At 70.1% G+C, this 2,510-nt stretch carries 2 protein-coding genes; both read left to right on the plus strand.

Going from position 1 to position 2,510, the window contains the following annotated elements; translation table 11 throughout:
• Window positions 1–64: 64 nt before the first annotated feature.
• Window positions 65–1,366, plus strand: a complete 1,302-nt coding sequence (locus Q8Q85_04000; GenBank protein MDP3773407.1) for a hypothetical protein — start codon at window positions 65–67, stop codon at window positions 1,364–1,366.
• A 206-nt stretch (window positions 1,367–1,572) separates the two neighbouring features.
• The coding region (locus Q8Q85_04005) for a hypothetical protein (GenBank protein MDP3773408.1) at window positions 1,573–2,510 on the plus strand (938 nt) is incomplete at its 3' end.

A 2,510-nucleotide genomic window follows, 5' to 3' on the forward strand; every position in this document is an offset into this window, starting at 1 on the left:
CGTCCACCGCGAAACTCTACGGCGCCAGTCTGGCGTTCGCGTTCTAACCATGGAGCCGCGCCATATGCACGCACGTCGAATCTCCCTCGTCGCCGCGGCGACGCTCCTCCTGGCCGCCTGCTGGGGCGACCTGGTCACCAACGAGTCCATCGGTCCGGCCCCTGTGCCCGCCGCCGGCGCGATGTTCTCGCGCTACGTCGCCATCGGGACCAGTCTCGGCGCCGGCATCCAGTCGGGCGGGATCAACGACAGCACGCAGAAGCAGGCGTACCCGTACCTGCTGGCGCGCGCGATGGGCCTGCAACCAGGTATCGACTGGCGCTATCCGGCCTTCAACATGCCGGGCTGCCCGCCGCCCTACACGAACCCGCTGACGGGCGCGCGGGTAACGCCGGCCGGCTTCCCGACCTCCACCGGGTCGAGCTGCTACGTGCGCAGCGCGGCCTCGGCCGCGCCGGTCATGTACAACGTGAGCATCCCGAGCATCCGGATCCAGCAAGTGCTGGACCTGACGGCGATCCCGTTCGGGCCGACCGACACGCTCAAGCTCGCCCAGTTCATCACGGGCGGGGTCAACCCAATCGACATGGCCGAGCGCGCGCAGCCAACCTTCGTCACGCTGGAGGCGTTCGCCAACGACGCGCTCGGCGCGGCGACCCGCGGCGACACGACGCTGCTCACTCCTCTGGCGGACTTCCAGGCGGCGTTCACGGCGATCGCCGACCGGCTGGACGACACCGGGGCGCGCGTCGCCGTGATGAACCTGCCGTCGGCGCCGCTCCTACCGCACTTCAGCGCCGGGTTCATCTTCTTCTGCCTGAAGAACGGATGCGCGCCACTCGGCATCGCCGCCACGCTGCCCTTCCGCCTGGCCACGTTCACAGTGGACGCGAGCTGCAACCATCCGGCCTTGAGCGGCGGCGTGGGCATCGGCGACAGTACGCTGGTGCCGTTCACGACCACGGGAGCCATCGTCGGCACGCTGTCGGCGGGCGGCGCGGCAACCCTCAACTGCACCGGGGGCGGTACGGCCACGACGATCCCTGCCAGCGCGAGCCCACTCGCCGTGGTCGGCAAGCCCGAGATGAAGGCGATCTTCCTGCGCATAGCGGAGTACAACACGGTCATCACGACCGAGGCCACCGCCCGTGACTGGGCCCTGGCCAACTGGGGAACGGCGCTCCTCCAACAGGCGGCGGCGGGACAGATCCCGTCGTTCCCGAGCCTCGCGACCCCAAGCACGCTGTTCGGGCCGATCTTCTCGCTCGACGGTATCCACCCGAACGCGGTCGGGCTTCGGATCATCGCCCAGGCCTTCGCGGACGCGATCGCTCAGAAGTACGGAGTGACGCTGGTGCTCCCCTGATCGGTACGTGAATACGTGAAGACGACAAGTCGGGCGGTCGCGAGAGTGGCCGCCCGATTCGTTTTGCGGCGGCCGTTCATTGACCGCCTGTGGCGCGGCTGCTAGACTTGTCGCCTCGCATGCGCCGCGCTACCGCCGCCACCCTCCTCTCACTACTCGCCACTCTCGCACTCCCGCGCGCGGCGTTCGCGCAGGGTGAGGACGCCGTGCCGGTACGCCCGGGCACGCTGCGGGTGGTCCTCGCGCCGGATTGGGCCCGCTGGAACCGCCGCTTCGGAGAGGGGACTCCGGGCTTCACGAAGGACGCCCTCGAGCCCCTCGGCGTGGACTTCCCTTCCGAGTCGCTCGGGGTGGACCGGCTCACGTTCCTCGCGCCGGTCCAGAGCCGCATCCAGGCGCTGACCGGGCTCTCGGGGTTCGCGCTGAACCTGGGCCGGGCGCGCCTAACGCTGAATGCGAACGTCAGGGTCGTTCCGCTCGCATTCGAGCTGGGCGTCACCAGGCGCCTGTCGCTCTCGCTCTTCGTCCCGCTGGTCCGCAGCCGCGTCGAGGCGTTCCTGCAGGGGCCCGACACTAGCGCAGATAGCGCGGCGACGCGCGGCGACGTCGGGTTCAACCCAGCCTTTCTGACCCCGGGTGCGCTGGACGCGTTCCGAGAGCAGGTGGATTCGGCGCTCATCGCGCTCCAGACCCAGGCGACGAGCGGACCGGTAGCACTGCGCGGCCAGGCCCAGAGCACGCTGAACGCGATCCAGCCGCTTCTATGTGGACTGTACGATCTGGCGGGGGGGAGCGCCGGCAGCGCCGCATCGCTCTGCTTCTCGGCGACGCCGACCGCGATGTCGCCGGTCCTGCCGTGGACGGGTAGCGAGGCGGGAGACAGCCTCGCGACCATTCTCACGCGGGACCGTGCATCGTACGAGGCGCTGCGCAGCCAGTACGCCGGGCTCGGGATCCCTCTGCCCGCGCTGAACGCCACCTTCGACCTGCCGGCGACCCAGCTCGACTCTCTTGGCCTGCGGCGGTTCTTCAGTGACCCCGCCGGCCCGCTGGCCGGCGACTCCCTGACCAATGTCCTCCGCACCCGGCTCGGCGACATCGAGGCGGGCGCGACGTACCAGCTCGCCGACCGGCCCCGCTTCCG

The sequence above is a fragment of the Gemmatimonadales bacterium genome, assembly GCA_030697825.1.
In the GTDB taxonomy this organism is placed as follows: domain Bacteria; phylum Gemmatimonadota; class Gemmatimonadetes; order Gemmatimonadales; family JACORV01; genus JACORV01.

Coding starts and splice junctions, on each gene's coding strand:
- Q8Q85_04000 (MDP3773407.1), top strand. CDS start 65: ATGCACGCACGTCGAATCTCCCTCGTCGCCGCGGCGACGCTCCTCCTG.